This is a genomic window from Aquibium microcysteis (genome assembly GCF_014495845.1).
GTDB classification, from domain to species: domain Bacteria; phylum Pseudomonadota; class Alphaproteobacteria; order Rhizobiales; family Rhizobiaceae; genus Aquibium; species Aquibium microcysteis.
Window position 1 is genome coordinate 460,411 of the sequence record NZ_CP061080.1, and the last position, 18,915, is coordinate 479,325.

17 protein-coding genes are annotated in these 18,915 nt (G+C 70.9%); 12 read left to right on the forward strand and 5 right to left on the reverse strand.

The annotated features are described in order from the left end of the window. Positions 1-88 precede the first annotated feature (88 nt). The 4 genes from IAI54_RS02185 to IAI54_RS02200 all read left to right on the forward strand — a co-directional run bounded on the left by IAI54_RS02185 (position 89) and on the right by IAI54_RS02200 (position 4,590). Complete coding sequence (locus IAI54_RS02185; RefSeq protein ID WP_187970800.1) at positions 89-1,018, forward strand: hydroxyacid dehydrogenase; 930 nt, start codon at positions 89-91, stop codon at positions 1,016-1,018. After that, positions 1,018-2,025, forward strand: a complete 1,008-nt coding sequence (locus IAI54_RS02190; RefSeq protein WP_187970801.1) for an Ldh family oxidoreductase — start codon at positions 1,018-1,020, stop codon at positions 2,023-2,025. The genes IAI54_RS02185 and IAI54_RS02190 overlap by 1 nt, the downstream gene beginning before the upstream one ends. Positions 2,026-2,044: 19 nt before the next feature. Continuing rightward, positions 2,045-3,502 carry an NAD-dependent succinate-semialdehyde dehydrogenase gene (locus IAI54_RS02195; protein WP_187970802.1) on the forward strand — a complete coding sequence of 486 codons (1,458 nt, stop codon included), beginning with the start codon at positions 2,045-2,047 and terminating at the stop codon, positions 3,500-3,502. A gap of 68 nt (positions 3,503-3,570) precedes the next feature. After that, complete coding sequence (locus IAI54_RS02200) at positions 3,571-4,590, forward strand: aldose epimerase family protein (protein WP_187970803.1); 1,020 nt, start codon at positions 3,571-3,573, stop codon at positions 4,588-4,590. Here the strand turns inward: IAI54_RS02200 and IAI54_RS02205 are convergent. Next, complete coding sequence (locus IAI54_RS02205; RefSeq protein ID WP_187970804.1) at positions 4,577-5,518, reverse strand: sugar kinase; 942 nt, start codon at positions 5,516-5,518, stop codon at positions 4,577-4,579. The two genes, IAI54_RS02200 and IAI54_RS02205, sit on opposite strands and share 14 nt — an antisense overlap. Positions 5,519-5,694: 176 nt before the next feature. Between IAI54_RS02205 and IAI54_RS02210 the strand changes: the two genes are divergently transcribed. The 3 genes from IAI54_RS02210 to IAI54_RS02220 are packed head-to-tail and all read left to right on the forward strand — an operon-like array spanning position 5,695 to position 7,869. Next, the gene (locus tag IAI54_RS02210) at positions 5,695-6,123 is read left to right on the forward strand and encodes a FixH family protein (RefSeq protein ID WP_187970805.1); all 429 of its coding nucleotides are present in this window, start codon (positions 5,695-5,697) and stop codon (positions 6,121-6,123) included. 7 nt (positions 6,124-6,130) lie between these two features. After that, positions 6,131-7,393 carry a cytochrome-c peroxidase gene (locus IAI54_RS02215; protein ID WP_235679227.1) on the forward strand — a complete coding sequence of 421 codons (1,263 nt, stop codon included), beginning with the start codon at positions 6,131-6,133 and terminating at the stop codon, positions 7,391-7,393. Between the two features lie 44 nt (positions 7,394-7,437). Next, positions 7,438-7,869, forward strand: a complete 432-nt coding sequence (locus IAI54_RS02220; protein WP_187970806.1) for a potassium channel family protein — start codon at positions 7,438-7,440, stop codon at positions 7,867-7,869. Between the two features lie 92 nt (positions 7,870-7,961). Here the strand turns inward: IAI54_RS02220 and IAI54_RS02225 are convergent, their stop codons facing one another. From IAI54_RS02225 to IAI54_RS02240, 4 genes are all read right to left on the reverse strand, one after another. After that, positions 7,962-10,592, reverse strand: a complete 2,631-nt coding sequence (locus IAI54_RS02225; RefSeq protein WP_187970807.1) for an AAA family ATPase — start codon at positions 10,590-10,592, stop codon at positions 7,962-7,964. Then, on the reverse strand, positions 10,589-11,713 hold the full coding sequence (locus IAI54_RS02230) for a metallophosphoesterase family protein (RefSeq protein WP_187970808.1): 1,125 nt from the start codon (positions 11,711-11,713) through the stop codon (positions 10,589-10,591). Before IAI54_RS02230 ends, IAI54_RS02225 begins: the two co-directional genes overlap by 4 nt. Before the next feature lie 167 nt (positions 11,714-11,880). Then, a complete protein-coding gene (locus tag IAI54_RS02235; RefSeq protein WP_187970809.1) occupies positions 11,881-12,894 on the reverse strand; it encodes a PGN_0703 family putative restriction endonuclease in 1,014 nt (337 codons plus the stop codon). 217 nt (positions 12,895-13,111) lie between these two features. Then, positions 13,112-13,399 (reverse strand): hypothetical protein, encoded by a 288-nt coding sequence (locus tag IAI54_RS02240; RefSeq protein WP_187970810.1) that lies wholly within the window; start codon positions 13,397-13,399, stop codon positions 13,112-13,114. Positions 13,400-13,863: 464 nt separating this feature from the next. Here IAI54_RS02240 and IAI54_RS02245 point away from each other — a divergent pair, with 464 nt between their 5' ends. The 5 genes from IAI54_RS02245 to IAI54_RS02265 all read left to right on the forward strand — a co-directional run bounded on the left by IAI54_RS02245 (position 13,864) and on the right by IAI54_RS02265 (position 18,903). Beyond that, positions 13,864-15,222 carry an ABC transporter substrate-binding protein gene (locus IAI54_RS02245; protein WP_187970811.1) on the forward strand — a complete coding sequence of 453 codons (1,359 nt, stop codon included), beginning with the start codon at positions 13,864-13,866 and terminating at the stop codon, positions 15,220-15,222. Positions 15,223-15,247: 25 nt separating this feature from the next. Further along, the gene (locus tag IAI54_RS02250; RefSeq protein WP_235679228.1) at positions 15,248-16,174 is read left to right on the forward strand and encodes a carbohydrate ABC transporter permease; all 927 of its coding nucleotides are present in this window, start codon (positions 15,248-15,250) and stop codon (positions 16,172-16,174) included. Next, complete coding sequence (locus IAI54_RS02255; protein ID WP_187970812.1) at positions 16,171-17,031, forward strand: carbohydrate ABC transporter permease; 861 nt, start codon at positions 16,171-16,173, stop codon at positions 17,029-17,031. Before IAI54_RS02250 ends, IAI54_RS02255 begins: the two co-directional genes overlap by 4 nt. 46 nt (positions 17,032-17,077) lie before the next feature. Then, positions 17,078-17,758, forward strand: a complete 681-nt coding sequence (locus IAI54_RS02260) for a GntR family transcriptional regulator (protein ID WP_187970813.1) — start codon at positions 17,078-17,080, stop codon at positions 17,756-17,758. A 65-nt stretch (positions 17,759-17,823) separates the two neighbouring features. Next, positions 17,824-18,903 (forward strand): ABC transporter ATP-binding protein, encoded by a 1,080-nt coding sequence (locus IAI54_RS02265; protein WP_187970814.1) that lies wholly within the window; start codon positions 17,824-17,826, stop codon positions 18,901-18,903. Positions 18,904-18,915 lie beyond the last annotated feature (12 nt).

The following is an 18,915-nucleotide window of genomic DNA, read 5'->3' on the forward strand; positions in this document are numbered from 1 at the left end:
CGCGAGCCGGCCGGACGCGCGGCGTGTCGGGGGAGTGCCGATGCGGCATTCGTCCGACATGCGGCGAGCGATCGCGAGGGAGGCGCACATGCCTGACGTCGTCATCACCGAATTCATGGACGAGGCGGCCGTCGGCCGGCTGAAGGCCCGCTTCGACACGCTCTACGACCCGGCGCTCGTCGACCGGCCGGACGATCTGCGCGCCGCCGTGGTCAGCGCACGGGCGCTGATCGTCCGCAACCGCACGCAGGTGCGCGGCGCGCTGCTGGACGCGGCGACGTCCCTGACCTGCGTCGGCCGCCTGGGCGTCGGGCTCGACAACATCGACGTCGACGCCTGCCGGGCGCGCGGCATCGCGGTCTGTCCCGCCACCGGCGCCAATGATCTCTCGGTGGCCGAATACGTCATGGCGGCGGCGATGACGCTGCTGCGCGGCGCCTTCTTCGCCTCGGCAGACGTGGCGGGCGGCGCCTGGCCGCGCCAGAGGCTGATCGGCCGCGAACTGGCGGGCAGGACGATGGGGCTCGTCGGCCTCGGCGCGATCGCCCGCGAGGTCGCCTGGCGGGCGCAGGCCTTCGGCATGACCGTATTGGCATACGATCCCATGCTGATGGCCGATCATCCCGCCTGGCAGCTGGCGCGCAACGTCTCGCTGGACGGCCTGCTCAGCCTGTCCGACGTCGTCAGCCTGCACGTGCCCCTGACGGACGCGACCCGCAACATGATCGATGCCGCCCGGATCGCGGCGATGAAGCCCGACGCCGTCCTGATCAACGCCGCGCGCGGCGGGGTGGTCGACGAGGCGGCGCTGGCGACGGCACTGCGGGAGAAGCGGCTGGGCGGCGCGGCGCTCGACGTCTTCGCCGAGGAGCCGCTGTCGGCGGCCGGCGGCGAGCGGTTCAGGGGCATCGATAACCTGATCCTCACCCCGCACGTCGCCGGCGTCACCGTCGAATCCAACGTGCGCGTGTCGGAACTGATCGCCGGTACCGTCATCGCCCATCTGGAGAAGGCCTGATGCCGGACACCACGCTCACGATCGCCGGGGCGCACGCGCTGGTCTGCGCGGCGCTGACGGCGTCGAGGACGTCTGTGGAGAACGCCGCGATCGTCGCCGACGCGCTGATCGGCGCCGAGCTCGCCGGGCAGGGTGGGCATGGCCTGCGCCGGGTGCCGGCCTACGCCGCGCAGGCCAGGGCCGGCAAGGTCGACGGCCATGCCGTGCCGACCGCCACCCGCGTCCGTCCGGGCGCCGTGGCGATCGACGCCGCGAGCGGCTTCGCCTATCCGGCCCTCGAGCTTGCGGCGCGCGAACTCGCCGCCATGGCGCCGGCGCAGGGCATCGCCGCCGCCGGCATCCGCCGTTCGCATCACGCGGGGGTCGCCGGCCTGACGGTGGAGGCGCTGGCCGAGAAGGGCCTGGTGGCGCTGCTCTTTTCCAACGCGCCGGCCGCCATCGCGCCCTGGGGCGGACGCCGTCCGCTCTTCGGCACCGATCCGATCGCCTTCGCCTGCCCGACGGCCGACGGGGAGACCATCGTCGTCGACGTCTCGATGTCGAAGGTCGCGCGCGGACGGATCATGGCGGCGAACCAGAAGAACGAGCCGATCCCGGAAGGCTGGGCTCTCGACGTCGACGGCCATCCGACCACCGACGCGAAGGCGGCGCTCGCCGGCACGATGGTGCCGCTCGGCGATGCCAAGGGCACGGCGCTGGCGCTGATGGTGGAACTGCTCTGTGCCGGGCTGACGGGCGCGAACTACGGCTACGAGCAGACCTCCTTCTTCGATGCCGAGGGGGAGGCGCCCGGAACGGGGCAGCTGCTGATCGCCATCGATCCCGAAACCTTCGGCGGCACCCGGGCGTTGGACCGCTTCGCGGCGATGGCGGCGATGGTTGCCGGCACCGACGGCGCCCGGTTGCCAGGGTCGAGGCGGCAGGCTATTCGTGACCGCCTCCGGCGCGACGGCCTTTCGGTCGAGACCGCGCTCGTCAGGGAAATCGAAGTGTTGGCCGCCGGCTGAGGCGGCAGGAGGCGTACCGATGCTGCAGAAATCCAACCACTACATGCGACAGGCCAATCTGATCGGCGGCGAGTGGGTCCAGGCCGATTCCGGTGCGACGATCGACGTGACCAATCCGGCCAACGGCCAGAAGCTCGGCACCGTGCCGAAATCCGGCAAGGCCGAGACCCGCCGCGCCATCGAGGCGGCCGACAAGGCCTTCCGGACCTTCCGCAAGACGACCGCCAACGAGCGCTCCAAGATGCTGCGCAAGCTGCACGACCTGATCCTGGAGAACCAGGATGCGCTGGCCGAGCTGCTCACGCTGGAGCAGGGCAAGTCGCTGGCCGAGGCCAAGGGCGAGGTCGGCGCGTCGGCCGCCTACGTGCTCTGGTTTGCCGAGGAGGCGCGCCGCACCTATGGCGACGTCGTGCCGTCGCCCTGGGCCGACCGCCGCATCATCGTCACGCGCGAGCCGGTCGGCGTCATCGCCGCCATCACGCCGTGGAACTTCCCGTCCTCGATGCTGGCCCGCAAGATCGGCCCGGCGATCGCCGCCGGCTGCACCACCGTCGTCAAGCCCGCGTCGCAGACGCCCTATTCGGGCCTCGCCTGGGGTGCGCTGTGCGAGGAGGCCGGCATTCCGGCCGGCGTGGTCAACATCGTCACCGGCTCGGCCGGCGAGATCGGCGACGAGATCTGCGCCAACCCGCTGGTCAAGAAGATCACCTTCACCGGCTCGACCGAGGTCGGCAAGATCCTGATCGAGAAGTCGGCGGCGACCGTCAAGAAGGTCTCGATGGAACTCGGCGGCAACGCGCCGTTCCTCGTGTTCGACGATGCCGACGTCGACCGCGCCGTCGAGGGCGCCATGGTCGCCAAGTACCGCAATTCCGGCCAGACCTGCGTCTGCACCAACCGCTTCTTCGTCCAGGCCGGCGTCTACGACGCCTTCGTGGAGAAGCTCGCCGCCGCGTCGGCGAAGCTCAAGGTCGGCCCCGGCATCGATGCCGGCGTGCAGCAGGGACCGCTGATCGACGGCAAGGCGGTCGAGAAGGTCGAGGAACTGATCGGCGACGCCACCGCCAAGGGCGGCACGGTGGTCACCGGCGGCAAGCGTCACGCGCTCGGCGGCTCCTTCTTCGAGCCGACGGTGATTTCGGGCGCCACGCCCGACATGCGCTTCATGAAGGAGGAGATCTTCGGCCCCGTCGCACCGGTGTTCCGGTTCGAGACCGAGGAAGAGGCCGTCGCGCTCGCCAACGACACCGAATACGGCCTCGCCTGCTATTTCTACAGCTCCGACCTCGGCCGCGTCTTCCGGGTCATGGAGACCCTGAAATACGGCATGGTCGGCGTCAACGAAGGCCTGATCACCACCCCCGAGGCGCCCTTCGGCGGCGTCAAGGAAAGCGGCCTCGGCCGCGAGGGTGGACACCAGGGCATCGAGGACTATCTCGACACCAAATACGTCTGCATCGGCGGCCTCGGCCTCTGATCGGCGCCTGAACGGGCAGGGCGCCCCCGGCAACGGCGCCCGCATCGTCTGGCTGAGGGGAGCGGCGAATGGCGGATGTCGAGGAGTTCGGGACCACGCCCGAGGGCGAGCCCGTGCACCGCGTCGAGATCAGGGGCGGCGGGCTGACCGCCCGCATCCTCACCTGGGGGGCGGTGGTTCAGGACCTGCGGCTGGCCGAGCACGACGCGCCGCTGGTGCTGGGCTTCGAGCGCTTCGAGGACTACCCGGTCCATTCCGCCTATTTCGGCGCCATCGCCGGTCGCTACGCCAACCGCATCGCCGGCGGCCGCTTCACCATCGAGGGCCAGCGGTTTCAGGCCGACACCAACTTCCTCGGCAGGCACACGCTGCATGGCGGCGCGAAGGGGACCGGCAAGCGCGTCTGGCGGCTCGCCGATCGCGGGACCGATTTCGTCACCCTGGCGCTCACCGACCCGGACGGCGCGATGGGCTTTCCGGGCAACCTCGAGATCGTCTGCACCTACCGGCTGAAGCTGCCCGGCGCGCTCTCGGTCCAGCTGTCGGCCACCACCGACCAGCCGACGCTGTGCAACCTCGCGCACCACTCCTATTTCAACCTGAACGACGGCGGCATGAACGACGTGCTCGGCCACCGGCTGATGATGCCGGCGCAGGCCTACACGCCCGTCGACGAGGACCTGATCCCGACGGGCGTCGTGCAGCCGGTGGAAGGCACGCCGTTCGATTTCCTGCTGCCGCGGCCGATCGGCATGAAGGTGGATGGCGAGCAGGTTATCTACGACCACAATTTCTGCATCGCCGCCGCGCGCGGCCCGCTCCGGCAGATGGCCTGGGCGCAGGGGCCGAATTCGGGCGTCGAGATGGAGGTCTGGTCGACCGAGCCCGGCCTGCAGTTCTACGCCGGCCACAAGGTCGCCCGCACGGTCCCCGGCCTCGGCGGCCGCACCTACGGGGCCTATGCCGGCTTCGCCATGGAGCCGCAGGTCTGGCCCGATTCGCCGAACCGGCCGTACTTCCCGCAGGCGCTCCTCTATCCCGGCGACCGCTACCGCCAGACGACGGAGTATCGCTTCAGGCTGGGATAGTTCCCGTCGCGAAGGCCTGCCGCAGCACCTCGAACGGCGCCAGCGCCCCGCGCACCTGGACGACGGCGGCGGCGACCGCGTGCGCCTTGCGAACGGCGCGGTCGGGCGCATCGCCGGCGAGGCGGGCGGCGAGGTAGCCGCCGTTGAAGCTGTCGCCGGCCCCGGTTGTGTCGACCGGATTTTCCACGCCGACCGCCGGAATCGTCTCGTTTCCGTCGGCCCAGACCACCAGTGCTGGATCGGCGCCGTCCTTGACCACGATCTCGGAGACGCCCGCCTGCTTCAGCCGCGTGGCGGTGTCGGCGGGCATCGCGTCGCCGAACAGCGCCTGTTCGTCCGGGAAGGTGGGCAGCGCGACGTCGCAGACGGCGAGCGCCTCGCCGATCGCTGTGCGGGCCGCATCGGCGGAGGACCAGAGCCGCGGGCGGTAATTCGGGTCGAAGGCGACGCGGGCACCGGCCCGGCGCGCGTCTGCGATAGCGGCGAGCAGCGTCCGGCGCGACCCTTCGTCCAGGATGGCGAGCGTGATGCCCGAAAAATAGACCAGCGCGCGGTCCGGCAGCGAGGCGGCGAGTGCCGCGGGATCGTCGGCGAGCCGCCGCGCCGCGGCATCGGCGCGCCAGTAGGTGAAGGAGCGCTCGGCGCCGGTGAGCGTGATGGCGTAGAGGCCGGGCCGCGCGCCGGGGATGACCAGGCTCGCCGCGATGCCGATGCCGGCGTCCCGCATGAAGGCGATCTGCCGCTCCGAGAACGGATCGTCGCCGAAGGCGCTGACATAGTCTGCCGGACGGGAAGCGTCCGTCAGCGCGCGCAGCGCCCAGAGCGTGTTGAACGTGTCGCCGGCAAAGCCCATGCGCCAGGCGTCGCCGCCGGTGCCGGACAGTTCCAGCATGCATTCGCCGATCGACGCGATCCCCTGGCCTGCCATGTGTCTCTCCCTTTGCGGCTCCTCTACACGTGCAGCCGAGCGAAGGCGAGGGCGTCGACGTCCGGCCTTGACCTTCCCGTGACGGGAAGCCTTAGGGTCCGTCTCGTGATGCGGGAGGGACAGGCTCCGGCATCGGGCAAGCCGCCGCCGGCGCGGCCGTGCAGTTTGGAACGACCATGAAGAAGCTGATCTACGTCCTCGTTGCCGTCGTGGTTCTCGCCGCCGCCTTCGTCGGCTGGCGCATGATGATGCCGCCGCCGAACGACCTCGATCTCGCCCGTTCCAAACCGACGGAGGCCGGCACGTTCGTGGTCGCCGTTGCACCGGAGAGCGAACCGCTGCGCCAGGGGCCGCTGCACAGCTGGATCGTAACCGTGACGACGCCTGCCGGCGCGCCGGTGGAGGACGCGACGATCGCGGTCGACGGCGGCATGCCGCAGCACGGCCACGGCCTGCCGACCGCGCCTGCCGTGACCGCCGCGCTCGGCGACGGCCGCTACCGCATCGAGGGCGTTCGCTTCAACATGAGCGGCTGGTGGGAACTGAAGCTCGCCATCTCCGCCGGCGGCGCCAGCGACGCCGTCACCTTCAACCTCGTCCTGTGAGGCGGCCGTGCGCCCGGATCGGCTGAGCATCGTCGCGGTCGCCCTGGCATCGGTGCTGACGGTGGCCGGCTGCAAGCCGTCCAGCCTGACGGAGGAGGAGGCGCGCATCGTGGCCACGCTGTCGCTGTCGGCCCTGCCGCCGCTGCCGGCCGATCCGTCGAACCGGGTCGCCGACGATCCGGCGGCCGCCGCACTCGGGCAGGCGCTGTTCTTCGATCATGACCTGTCGGCCGACGGCTCGGTGTCCTGCGCCTCCTGCCACCAGCCGACGCGGCGCTTCCAGGACGGCATCGCGCGTGCGATCGGCGTCGGCGAGGCCGACCGCCGCACCATGCCGCTGGAGGGCGTCGCCTGGAGCCCGTGGCAGTTCTGGGACGGCCGCGCCGACAGCCTGTGGGCGCAGGCGCTGGGTCCCTGGGAGAACCCGCTCGAACACGGCGGCAACCGTGTCGCGCTGGTGCGCCGCGTCGCCGAGGCGTACCGCGCCGACTACGAGGCGGTGTTCGGGCCGCTGCCCGACCTGTCGGGACTGCCCGAGAACGCCGGGCCGCTCGGCACCGACGCGGAGCGCGCGGCCTGGGCGGCGCTGCCGGAGGAGGAGCGTCTCCGCGTCGACCGCGTCTTTTCCGACATGGGCAAGGCGATCGCCGCCTTCGAACGCCGGATCGTCCCGGTCGCGACCCGTTTCGATCGCTTCGCCGACGCCGTTGCCGCCGGAAGGCGGCCGGATGGCGAGGCCGCGCTGTCGGACCTCGAGGTCGAGGGGCTGAAGCTCTTCGTCGGCACGGCCGCCTGCGTCAACTGCCACAACGGGCCGCGCCTCACCGACGACCATTTCCACAACACCGGCGTTCCCGCCGTGCCCGGCCTGCCCGAGGATCGCGGCCGGGCCGTGGCCGTGGCCAGGGTGCTGGCCGATCCGTTCAACTGCCTCGGCGCCTTCTCCGATGCCGCCCCTTCGCAATGCGGCGAGATCCGCTTCATGGTCAAGGAGGGCGAGGAACTGGAACGCGCCTACAAGACGCCGTCGCTGCGCGGCGTCGCCGGCCGGGCGCCCTACATGCACTCCGGCCAGATCGCGACGCTGGAACAGGTGGTCGACCACTACGCGCTGGCCCCCGAGGCGCCATCCGGACACACCGAACTGGAGCCCTTCGTGCTGACGGACCGGGGGCGGATGGCGCTGATCGCCTTCCTGAAGACGCTGGAACCGGCGGGCGAAGAGGCCGGCGCGGCGGTGCTTGCCGGTCGAACGTCGCCCGGACGTTGATCCGCCGCAAGGCCGCCGGCCCGCGACAGGGCTAGAGAAATCCGATGCTCGTCAATCTCGCCCTCGGCACCTTCGTCATCGCGCTCACCGTCGTCATCCACACCTGGGGCCTGATCGCGGTCACGCACATGATGCGCATCCTGACCGCCCGGTTCCGCGTCCACAGGCACAGGAGCCGGACGCTGGCCATGGTCACGACCGTCATCGGCATCTTCGCCATCATGACCGTCGAGGTCTGGCTGTGGGCCGCCTTCCATCTCTGGCTCGGCGTGTTCGGCGATTTCGAGACCGCGCTCTACTTCTCCACCGTGACCTTCTCGACGCTCGGCTACGGCGACGTCGTGCCTGCCGCCGAATGGCGCCTGTTCGCCGCGCTCGAAGGCGTCAACGGCTTCCTGCTGATCGGCTGGTCCACCGCCTACCTCGTGGCGGCCGGCGTGCGCATCGGCCCTTTCCAGACCGGCGAACACTTCTGAGAGACGCAGCCGGCGAATGTCGGGAAGCGAAGCGGAATCAATAGCTTCGGCGCCGTGCCTGAATCATGTCCTGCACCGCGTCGCGGCCGGCGTCAGCTTTCCGGCCGCCAGTCGATCATCCGCAGCGCCCGGCCGCCGAGGCGGGCGAAGGCGCGCTGGCGGCAGGAGAAGACGATGATCTGCTGGTCGGCCGACTGGCGGTGCAGCGCGTCGAACATCTTCTCGATCCGGTCGTCGTCGGAATAGACCAGCGCATCGTCGAGGATGACCGGCGCCGGACGGCCGTCGCGGGCGAGCAGCCGCGCGAAGGCCAGCCGTGTCAGCACCGACAATTGCTCGCGCGTGCCGCCGCTCAGCCGCTCGACGTCCTCCTCCGCGCCGCCGCGCATGATCTTGTGCGGCAGCAGCGTCTTCTCGTCGAAGGTGATCGACAGGTCGTCGAAGAGCAAGGCCAGCAGCGGGCGAAGCTCCATCATCACCGGTTTCAGATAGAGGTCGCGGGCGGCCGAGCGCGCAGCCTGCAGTGTGACCTGCAGCCGCTCGAGGAGCGCGACCTCCGCCGCGAAGGCCGCCACGCGGCGGTCGGCCGCGTCGAGCGCCTCGCGCGTTTCCCGCCACTGTTCCTCCACGGCCTCGTCGGCGCGGGCCCGGATCGTCCCGTCGAGCCCGGCGATGCGTTCGCGCAGGTCTGCGATCTGCTTCGTCGCGGTCTCTTCGGCGGAGCGCAGGCGCTTCACCGCGGCTTCCGCCGAGGCGATGTCGGGGGCGGCCTCCATGAGCCGCGTCGCCTTCGCCTCCGCCTCGGCCGCCTGTTCCGCGGCGAGGTCGGCCTGTTCGGCGAGCGCCCGCTCGCGCTCGGCGCGGGCGTCCGCGGGGCCGAGCGAGGCTTCCACCTGCGCGCGTTCGCCCTGAAGCGCCGCCAGAGCCGTCTCGGCCTTGCGCAGCGCGTCCTCCGCGAGGCCGCGTGACGGCTGCGCTTCGCGCAGCGCGAGCCGGGCGGCGCCGACGCGCCGGCTCGCCTCTTCGGCATCGAGCCGGGCCACCTCGGGATCGCCCTTGATTTCCAGGTCCGGCAGTGCCGTGGAGGCGAGCCTTGCGATCTCCTCGCGCAGCGCGGCCAGGCCCTGCGGCGCCAGCGCCTCGATGCGGGCGGCGAGGCGATCGATGTCGGCCTTCGCGCGCTGCGCCGCCGCCTCGCGCTGCCGCACCTCAGGCAGGCCGGCTGCACCGAGCTTGGCCAGCAGGCCGTCGCGCTCGGTCACGGCCTTGCGCAGCGCCGCGTCGTCGCCGGCCGGGCGGCTGGTCCGCAGCGTCACCGTCCCGATGCCGGGGATGTCGAGCCGGGCCGGATCGGCGAGGCCGCGCTCCTCGCCGTCGTCGAGCGTGACGCCGTCGAGCGTCACACGGGCGGTGGCACCGGCCTCGTAGGCGATGGCGAGCTTCGGCTCGCGCGCCGATGCCAGCGCCGCCAGCCCGGCGATCTCGACCTCCAGCGCCTGCAGCCGCTCGACCGATTTCGCCGGCACGGCGAGCGGCGCCAGCGCGGCCTCGGCGGCCTCGCGCTCCGTCCGCAGCGTCTCGACGGTCTCCAGCGTCGTCGCGAGCGCCGCGACCCGCTCGGCCCGGTCCTTCGCCTTCAGCGCCGCGTCGAGCCGCGCGAAGAGGTCGCGCGCCTGCTTCTCCCCGGTCTCGGCCGCCTGCGCGGCGGCCTCGGCCCGGGCGATCGCGTCCGTCGCCGCCCGGTGCCGGGCAAGCGCCGCGTCGCGCGCCTGCTCCGCGGCGGCGATCCGGCCGGCGAGTTGGACGGACGTCGCCAGCGCGCCGCGGAAGGCCTCGCGTTCGCGCCCGGTCGCGTCGCGGCGGCTGCGCGCATGCGCGAGCGCCGCCTGCGCCGTCTTCAGCGCCTCGCCATGCGCCCGGGCGGCGTCGAGCGCGGCCTGCGCCTTGTCGAGCGCCTGGCGCCGGGCGGCCCGTTCGTCCGGGTCGTCGATTTCCTTCAGGTGCTTCGCCGCGGTGGCGCGCTCGTCGAGATCCTTGCGCAGGGCGTCGACGTCGGCCCTGAGCCGCGCCTCTTCCGCCGCCAGCCGCTTCTGCTCGGCCGTTGCTGCCTCGTAGGGACCGCCGGCCTTCGGGCGTCCGCTGGCGGTGACGAGGCGGCCGAGTTCCTCCGCGCAGCGCGCCGAGACCTCGGCCATGCGGCGCCCGCCGGTGACGGCCTCGACCTCGCCCTGCACCGATTCGAGCAGGCTCGCGCGCACCCGGCGCTCGTCCTCCTCCTCGCGCCGGTCGCGATCCTCGATGCCGGTGATGCCCTGCCGCACCCACAACAGGCCGGCCGGCCCCGCCGTGCCGCCCCGCGTCAGCCCGGCGATGAAGGCCTCGGCCTCGTCGGCCTGCGCCACCAGCCGGCCGCTGCCGATGTCGGTGACCGTGGCGCGCTTGCCGCCGAGGAACTGCTTGGCGAGCCGGTAGCGCCCCGCCTCGGTCTCGATGTCCGCCTCGATCACCGGGTTGCCGCCGCTGTAGGGCTGGAGCCGCTTCACGTCCTTCGGCTGGCCGGTATGGGCCTGGAAGAACAGCGCGTGCAGCGCCTCGAAACTCGTCGACTTGCCGAACTCGTTGGCGGCGCAGAGCACGTTGACGCCGTCGCCGATGTCCTCGATGGCGACGCCGCGGCCGGCGAAACGCTTGACGTTGAAGAGCCGGAGCGCGGTGATCTTCATGACGCGGCCGACGCGCAATAGGAGAACAGCCGCTGCAGCGCGCCGCGCGCGACCTCGCGGTCCGCCTCCGCGCGCGCCTCGTCGCGGGCCTCAGCCATCAGCATGTCGGCGGCGTCGCGCAGCGCGCCGGTGCGGTCGATCCGGTCGAGATCGGTCGTCTCGTATTCGGTCGCCAGCGCGGCCGCGTCGAGTTCGAGCAGCGCGAAGTCGGGCGCGGCCGCCTCGACGGCGGCGGCAAGCGCGGTGCGGCCGGCGATGCCCGCGCGGCCGGAGGCGGCGACGCGCAGCAGCGTCTGCCGGCGCAGGTGCGGCGGCGGCAGGAGGGCCGCCAGCGCCGCTTCGCAGTCGTCTGCCGGCAGCAGGTGCAGCGGTTGCGTCCTCCAGCCGAACAGACCGGTCTCGACCGGCGTGACGGCGGGCTCCGCCCCCGCGGCCTCGATGCCGACCAGGAGCGCCTGACCTGGCCGGTCGTGCTTGAACCGGTCGGGTTCGGGCGTTCCGCTGTAATGGGTGCGCGCGTCGATGGCGACGGCGCCGTGCCAGTCGCCGAGCGCCAGATAGTCGAGCCCCGCGCGCCGTGCCCGGTCCGGCGCCAGGATGTCGGACGCGCCCGTGTCTTCCGAAAAGCTCTGCACCGGCCCATGGGCGAGACCGATGCGGACGGCGCCCTCGGGCGTCGCGGCGGCGTCCATCCATTCGCTCAGGTCGCGGCCTGGCCGGCGCGTCGTGCAGGGGGCCGGCAGAAGAACGACGCCCGGCGCGAGCGGAAGCGGCGCGGCTTCGGTGGCGAGGATCACGTTCTGCGGCAGGTCCTTGCGCAGCGCCGACCATAGCGGCGCGGCCTGCAGCGAATCATGGTTGCCGGGCAGGATCACGAAGCGCAGCGGCGCGTGCTGGGCCATCGCCGCGATCGCCTGGCGGCGGATCTCGGGCGCCGGGGTCTCGCTGTCGAAGGTGTCGCCGGCCAGCAGCACGACGTCGGCCCCATTCAGCCGCGCCTGCTCGGCCAGCCGGCCGATCGCGCCGTGGCGCGCCTCGCGCAGCCGGCCGCGCAGATCCTCGGCCAGGTTGCCGAAGCGCTTGCCGAGGTGCAGGTCGCTCGCGTGAAGGAAACGGATCAAGAGGCTGGCGGCTCCCGGTGGTGTCGCCGGACTATGACCCGGCCGGCGGGCGCGTCCAGCCTCGCCTGGCGATTGCGGTCGGCGCGGCCGGGATATCCACAGATGCTCGCCGCGCGCGGCCGGTGCCGCTGCCGGCGCGGTCGTGTCCGGCGGGCGCGAGTGGGCGTTCACCCCGCCGGCGGTGCGTCCCCCGGCTCCGCGGATTCGACGGCACTCTGCGGCGCTGCGAGGCCGTAGCGGTCGCGCAGGTAGCCCGCCCAGACGTCGTCGGCGGGCGCTTCGGCGATGAGCGGATGAAACAGCGCCTCGGTCGACTGGCCGACGAAGCTTTCGGGGTCGGCGAGCAGGCTGCGAAACACCGCGAACGCGTCGTCGCCGAGCGCGCGCAGGGCGGGCGAGGTGACGCGGCGCAGGCGCCAGTTGCCGGCGGGCGCCACGTGCAGCACCCGCACGCGCTCCGCTCCGTCCTCCTTGGCCGCCTGCATGCGATGCGCGAGGATCTGCTGGCGCATGAGCTGGTAGAACGGGTCCCAGAACAGGTCGGCGGGCTTCAGCCCGGCATCGCTGCGGATCGGTCCGAAGGGCGCGAAGATGAGCTTCTGGTAGCGGCGCAGGCGCTCGGCCTCGCGCTTCCCTTCCGGCGGCGTTCCGTAGGACTCGGTGTACTTCCATTCCACGAGCAGGGTCTCGACGCGCCCGGCCTGCCGGAAGCGCAGGATCGCGTCGGCCGAGGTGACGTTGGCGCCGCGCCGGGGCTGGCCGCTGCGCGGCCATTCGTTGAGATGGTCCGCCCTGCCGATCCATTCGAAACCGACGTGCCACGGCGCGCCGTCCGGTCCCGTCTCGACCGGCAGCATCTCCGGCAGGTCGCCGCCGACGGCAGACTGGACGAGCCGGGCCAGCGCGTCGGGCCGCGTGGCGAGCGGCATGAGAAAGTTCAGGCAGGCTGCCTGCGAGGACAGGCCGTGCGCTGCGTGCTGGTGCCAGGCGATGGCGTTGTCGGCGAAGTATCGCTCCGCCGTCTCGCGGATGGCGGGGTTGAGATTGAGGCACCGCTCTTCCGGCGGCAGGCGGTAGGCGCTGCCCTCGTGCCCGGCATGGCCGGGAATCGTCGCGGCGAGGAAGGCCGATTGCAGGGCGCGCTGTTCGGCGACGAAGTCGGGGCGGACGGGTGTGTTCATGCGGCGTTGCTCCGTTTGGCGCCTCTCGGCAGCGACGTCGCCCCGGTGCCTGGCTCTGCCGCGACGACGCGGCCGGGCCAGGAGACGAAACCGGCGGGGCCATCGTCGCGGCTGCATCGGCGACCGCGGGATGGCCGCCGACGCGATTGCGTCGGGACTGTTAGCGCCCGCCATCCCCGCCGTCTACACCGCCGGGATCGCCCTATGGGGGCACCGCCTATTTCGGGAGGCTCCTGTTCGCGGTCCCCGCGGGCTTGAGCGTGGTGGTGGGCTTGCGCAGCGCCTCTCCGCTCAGGGTCGGCTTCCGGCCCTCCAGCATGGCCCCGCAGAGGCCCCAGTGGAAGATCGCGCCTTCGTCCTGCAGCCCGAGAAGGCAGCACTTCCCGCTTCCTTCGGAGCTTTCGCAGGATTCCTTGGTCGCATAGGCGAAGGCCGGCGTGCCGGCCGCGACACCCGTGGCGACGATGGACGCGCTCAGGATGGTTCTCACGAGTGAAACTTTCATCGACTTCCCCTTTGTTGTGATGCGCGACGATGCGTCTGCGTCATGTCCGGACCTGCATGGAGGCCGGTGTCATGAACACTGGCATGGCGTGCCTGAATGCCGGCCTGCCGGTCCGTTCATCCGACGTTCAAGCGGCGGGCGCTTTCGGGCGCACGGCGCAGTCGGTGGGACCCCGGCCGTCGACCCCGCGGGCAGCGGTGCGGTTCACCGGTGACGCGCCGGCCTCGGTCGCGGCCCGGACCTCCGCCCCTCCCGCGACGGTGGCGACGCGCTTCAGTCGAGGCGCGATGGCGGGCCGGGAAGCCGCGCGGGCTGCATTCGACGTTCGCTCACCCCGTTGACAAGGCGCCCGACCGGCACTATCCGTCTCCTGCATTCTGGATTCTATAGAATGTAGGGTTGAAGCAGAGAGGATGGCGGCGTCGGGAGGTTCGGGCGCCGGCCGTCACGCAAGGGAGGAATGCATGACCAGATTTCATGAAGCAGCAGGCTCGGTGTCGCGCCGCGCCTTGATCGTCGCGGCCGCCTCGACGGTCGCCGTGGCGGCCTTCGGCGGGGCGGCGGCGCGGGCGCAGGACGGGCTCGGCACGCCCGAGCAGCCGGTCGAGGTGCGGATGATCGCCAACGAGGCCTTCGCCAACCAGTGGCAGACGCTGATGGTGCCGGAGTTCAACAAGGCCTATCCGAACATCAAGGTCACGATCGACGGCGTGCCCTATGTCGAACTCCTGGCCAAGAGCATGCTCGACGCCACCGGCCCGAGCCCGACCTACGACATCATCATCGCCGACGATCCCTGGGTGCCGCAGCTGGCCGAGGTCGGCGCGCTGATGGACCTGAAGAGCGCCGAGGCGGCCGCCAGGACCGACGCCGGCTACGACTGGGACGATTTCAACGCCGCGCCGCTGGCCGCGGGCGAGTGGAAGGGCGTCCAGTACGGCGTGCCGCTGCGTTCCAACATGCTGATGATGTTCGTCAACAAGGCCCTCTACGAGAAGGCGGGCGTGCCGCTGCCGACGCCGGACCTGACCTGGGAGCAGTATCTGGAGCAGGCGCCGAAGCTGGTGCAGGACACCGACGGCGACGGCAAGGTCGATGCCTGGGCGGTCGACACCTACTTCGTGCGCGAGCCGCTGACGCCGACCATCTGGCAGACGATCATGAACTCGAACGGCGGTCAGCTGCTCGATGCGGACGGCAAGCCCGCCTTCGACACCGAGATCGGCATCGCCGCGCTGGAGACCCACAGGAAGCTGCTCGAATACGCGCCGACGGGTGCCGTGAGCCACGGCTTCTCGGAATCGCTGCAGGCGTTCCGCCAGGGCCTCGTCGCGACGATGTTCAACTGGGGCAGCGTCTACAAGGGCTCGGCGATCGATGAGAAGACGACGACGCTGAAGCCGGATCAGGTCGGCATCCAGGTCCTGCCGGCGGGCTCCGTCGGCCCCGGCGCGCATCGCGGCATCTGGAACGGCACGGTCTCGGCCAAGAGCGAGAACAGGCAGGCCGCCTGGACCGTCATCCAGTGGCTGTCCTCGAAGGAGGGCGAGGCCTGGCACTCTGCCAATCTCGGCGTCTTCCCGGCGCGCAAGTCGACGCTCGCCGCCAAGCCCTCCGTCGAGTGGCTCGGCCCGGTCTTCGCCGCGCTCCAGCAGGCCTATGACGCGGCCGAAAAGGGCAAGATGTGGCGCATCCGCCATCCGCGTTCCGATGCGGCGCAGCAGATTCTCGCCGACGAACATTCCCGCTTCATGGCCGGCAACGTCAGCGCCGCGGAAGCCTTGCAGGTCGCGGCCGAAAAGATCGAGAAGGTCCTCGACTGATCGGACGTTGCGGGAGGGCTTCGCCATGAGCACAGTGACGGCAGCGGGCGCACGCAGGGCGCGACCCCGCGCATGGACGAGACTGTCGGACGTCGCGTCGCGCTGGGCGTTCATGGGACCCGCGGCCGTCATCCTCGGGGCGATGCTCGCCTATCCGATCTTCTACACCATCGAGATCAGCTTCTCCCGCTTCGACCTGATGACCTTCGGCGCGGTCGAATGGATCGGCTTCGAGAACTACGCACACGTGCTCGACGACTACCGCTTCTGGTCGTCGATGAAGGTGACCCTGGTCTATCTGGTCTTTGCCTTGCCGCTGCAGATCGTCCTGGGATTCGGCATTGCCTTCCTCATCAATGCCGACTGGCGCGGACGCGGCACCGTCCGCGCCCTCTTCATCATCCCCATGGTCGTGGCCCCGGTCGTCGCGGGCGGCATCTGGCGCATGATCCTCGACCCGCTCTGGGGCATCATGAACTGGGTGATCGGCCTGGCGGGTTTCGGTCCGCTCGACTGGTTCGGCGATCCGAACCTCGCCATGGCCGCGATCGTCATCATCGACACCTGGCGGTGGACGCCCTTCGTCGTGCTGATCGCCACCGCAGCACTTCTGTCGCTGCCGCGCGACCTCTTCGAGGCGGCCGAGATCGACGGCGCCGGCTGGTGGTCGATGCTCTGGTCGATCACGCTGCCGCTGCTCGTGCCGATCATCGCCGCCACCTTCGTGGTGCGCTGGCTGGGCGCGGTCAAGATGTTCGACATCGCGCTGGCGGCCACCTATGGCGGGCCGGGCGGCGCGACCAACGTCATCAATCTCTTCATCTACGAGGAAGCCTTCCGGTCGCTGCGCTTTGCCGAATCCGCCGCCATGGCCGTCATCGTGCTGGTGCTGACGATGCTGCTCACCGGCCTCTTCCTGTTCGGCACCCGCAAGCTGGAGCAACGCTATTGACCGCCGCCGCACTCCACCCTCCGCTGCGGAGGAGGTCGCGGTTCGGCCGCAAGGTCCGCATCGCCGCCGGCGTCTTCGCCTGTCTCGTCTTCCTGTTTCCCGTGTTCTGGATGGTGCTGAGCTCCTTCAAGGAGCAGCGCGACATCTTCACCGTGCCGCCGACCCTGTTCTTCACGCCGACGCTCGAGACCTATGTCAGCTATATGCAGCGGGCCGACATCTCGCGGCGCCTGATCAACACCATCATCGTGGCCGTCGGCTCGGGCCTGCTGTCGATCGTCGCCGGCGCCATGGCCGGCTATGCGCTGGCCCGCATCAGGCTGCGCGGCGCGGGTACCATCGGCGTGCTCATCCTCCTGTCGCGCGGCGTGCCGCCGATCGCACTCGCCGTGCCGATGTTCCTCGTCGCCCGCTCGCTCGGCGTCACCGACATGCACATCACGCTGATCCTGGCCTACTGCACCTTCCTCATCCCCTACGTGATGTGGCTGATGCGCGGCTTCTTCCTGGCCCTGCCGAAGGAGCTGGAGGAGTCGGCCATGATCGACGGCTGCAGCCGCTTCGGCGCCTTCTTCAAGATCATCGTGCCGATCTCGATGCCGGGGCTGCTGTCGACCATGATCTTCAGCATGATCCTCGCCTGGGAGGAACTGCTCTTCGCGCTGGTGCTGACCAACCGCTACGCCTCGACGATCCCCGTCGCCATCGCCGGCATCGCCGGCGACACGGTGAACGGCGCGAACTGGGGCGCCCTGACGGCGGTCGGAACCATAACCGTCATCCCCGTGGTGGTCTTCGCCCTGCTGGTCCAGAAATGGCTGATCCAGGGACTGGCCGACGGCGCGACGAAGGGGTGAACCGGATGACCGACATGACGGACGCAATGCAGGGGCGGGGGAAACGATGACGCAGCCGCATATCTATCTGTCCAAGGCCGACCTCGCACGCCGGCACATCGAGGAACTGATCATCTCCCGGAAGGTCAAGCCGGGCGACCGGATCACGACCCGCGAGATCTCCGAGGCGCTCGGGATTTCCGAAACCCCGATCCGCGAGGCGATCCGCAGCCTCGCCTCCGAGGGCTGGCTCGAGGTCCAGATGCATGTCGGCGCCGTGGTGGCGAGCGCCGGGCGCGAGCAGCTGCGCGAGATCTACGCCCTGCGCGGCCTGATCGGTGCGCTCGCGATCGAACTCGGCGCGGCGAGCTACGGCCCGAAGCGGCTCGCCGAGATCGACGCCAACATCGAGGCGGCGACCGAGGCGGTCGCGGCGCAGGATGCGGCGCGCTACATCCAGCTCAACCACGAGTTCCACACGCTGCTCTACGACACGCCGCATTCGCAATGGTCGCTGCGCATGCTGATGAACCTGAGCGCGCTGACCTCGGTCCACAGCGGCTTCAAGATGATCACCGGCCGCATGGCGGACTCGCTGTCCGAACACAAGGCGATCCGCGACGCCATCCGCGCCGGCGCCTTCGAGGCGGCGGCGGCGCTCGTCAAGCTGCACGAACGCGCGGCCTACGAGGCGATCACCCGCGACCTCGAATCCGACGATCCGGCCAGGGCCAGGAACGTCGGCTAGCCGACCGCCGACAGACACGAGACAGACCGGCAGCAAGCCGGCAGGAAACAGGGAGGGCAGGGGCCATGGGCACAGTCGCGATCAGGAGCGTCCGCAAGACCTACGGGCAGCTGGAGGTGATCCACGGCGTTTCGCTCGACATCGCCGACGGCGAGTTCGTCGCACTCGTGGGGCCGTCGGGCTGCGGCAAGTCGACCCTGCTGCGCATGATCGCGGGGCTCGAGGAGATCACCGGAGGCGAGATCGCCATCGGCGGGCGCGTCGTCAACGACGTGGTCCCGAAGGACCGCGACATCGCCATGGTGTTCCAGAACTACGCGCTCTATCCGCACATGAACGTGCGCGACAACATGGGCTTCGCGCTGCGCCAGCGCCGGCTGCCGCGCGCCGAGATCGATGCCCGCGTGGCGGACGCCGCACGCATCCTCGGGCTGGAACAGCTGCTCGACCGCAAGCCGCGCGCGCTGTCCGGCGGGCAGCGCCAGCGCGTCGCGATGGGCCGTGCGATCGTGCGCCAGCCCAACGTCTTCCTGTTCGACGAGCCGCTTTCCAACCTCGACGCCAAGCTGCGCGTGCAGATGCGCTCCGAACTGAAGGAACTGCACCAGCGGCTGGGCGTCACCACCGTCTACGTCACGCACGACCAGATCGAGGCGATGACGCTCGCCGACCGCGTCGTCGTGATGAACGGCGGCATCGTCGAGCAGATGGGGCCGCCGCTGGACCTCTACGACCGGCCGGGCAGCCTGTTCGTCGCCGCCTTCATCGGTTCGCCGCCGATGAACTTCCTCGAGGGCATCGTCGACCGCGACGAGACCCTGGTGCTCGACGACGGGTCGCGCCTGGCGCTGCCGCTGCCCGTCCGCGGGAAGGCCCGGGTGACGGTCGGCATCAGGCCGGAACATCTCGCTCTGGCTGCGGCCGGCTGGCCGGCGGTCGTCTCGGTCATCGAGCCGACCGGCTCGGAGACCCAGATCACCGCGCGCCTGGGCGAGAACGTGATCCGCGTCCTGATCCGGGGCCGCACCGAGGTGCGGCCGGGCGAGACGATCCACCTCGCCGCGCGCGCCGGAGACGTCCACGTCTTCGACACCGGCTCGGGACGGCGGCTGACGGCCAGGGCGCTGGAAGGAGCGGACCGGTGAGCCACACGGGAG